This is a genomic window from Arsenophonus nasoniae DSM 15247, from assembly GCF_000429565.1.
GTDB classification, from domain to species: domain Bacteria; phylum Pseudomonadota; class Gammaproteobacteria; order Enterobacterales; family Enterobacteriaceae; genus Arsenophonus; species Arsenophonus nasoniae.
Genome location: NZ_KE386922.1, coordinates 1 through 1259, shown reverse-complemented (window position 1 = coordinate 1259; position 1259 = coordinate 1). Strand labels below are relative to the sequence as shown.

Annotated in this window: 1 protein-coding gene and 1 pseudogene; both read left to right on the top strand. The window is 40.4% G+C overall.

Translation table 11 applies throughout. The annotated features are described in order from the left end of the window. Nucleotides 1-870: Rpn family recombination-promoting nuclease/putative transposase (locus G468_RS22210; protein WP_211229694.1), on the top strand; the 870-nt coding region annotated here is incomplete at its 5' end. 3 nt (nt 871-873) lie between these two features. Then, nucleotides 874-1259: pseudogene (locus tag G468_RS0119275) on the top strand (ProQ/FINO family protein); the annotation flags it as partial.

The following is a 1259-nucleotide window of genomic DNA, read 5'->3' as shown; positions in this document are numbered from 1 at the left end:
AAAGATTTCTTCGATATCTGGCTACCGGATGAGATTAAAGCGCTGTGTGACTTGGATAGCCTCAAAGTGGAGTCTGGCTCATTTGTTGATAGTGAGATGAAAAATTACCAGAGTGATATTCTCTATTCAGTCAGTACAACGAAGGGAAGTGGATATATCTATGTTCTCATAGAGCACCAGTCCACCCCTGATAAACTCATTGCGTGGCGATTGATGCGCTATAGTCTTGCTGCCATGCAAAAGCATTTAGAAGCCGGAAACAAACAATTACCGTTGGTATTTCCAATACTCTTTTACTGTGGTGAACAAAGTCCTCACCCCTATAGCACGAATTGGTTGGACTGTTTTCATGATAGAAAACTAGCCGAAAGTATCTATACGCAACCGTTTCGGTTAGCAGATGTCACCACACTTGAAGATGGTGAGATTATGCAACATAAGCGAATGGCTTTGTTAACGCTGATACAGAAGCACATTCGCCGACGGGATATGACAGAGCTTATGAATGAAATTGTCACGCTGTTGTCGTATAATTATTATACCGATAATCAAGTTATCACCCTGTTTAACTATCTCATCCAGGAAGGTAACGCCAAAAAGCCAATGGAATTTATCACTGAGATAGCCAAACAATCAGAGAAACATGAAGGAGCACTTATGACTATTGCTCAACAAATTGAAGAAATAGGTATTCAAAAAGGTATTCAAATTGGTGAACAAAAAGGTGTTCAAAAAGGCAAACTTGAAGGCGAAAAACAGGCTTCGATGAAGATAGCGCGCCAAATGCTAGAAAGTGGCATGGATAGGCAATCTGTGATAAAATTTACGGGCTTAAGTGATGCTGAAATGAGTAACCTGTTTAAAGATTAAACCATGACCGAACGGCAGAAATTAACCCTCAATCGACCTAGAAAGGCTTCTCAGGAAGAGCAGACTTCAAGTACCCCTGTTTATGGTAAAAAGGTATGGGTAAATCCTGCGTCCAAAAAAAAGTTAAAAAAACCGAAATCCCAAAAGGTAGCAAAACAGCAGCCCCAGAAATCGGTAGTTAAACCTAAACAGGAAGTGAAGGTTAAAATACCAAAACCACCTACACCGCCTAAAAAGCGATTGCCGTTAGAAGAAGCGATTTCCCAGATAACCACTTTTTGGCCTAGTCTATTTCCTGATGGCAAGTTATGCCCAATGAAAATTGGTATACAACAAGATATGTGGCAAGAAGTGAAAGAAAAGGGCTTACCAATAGCCAGAAGGCGTTT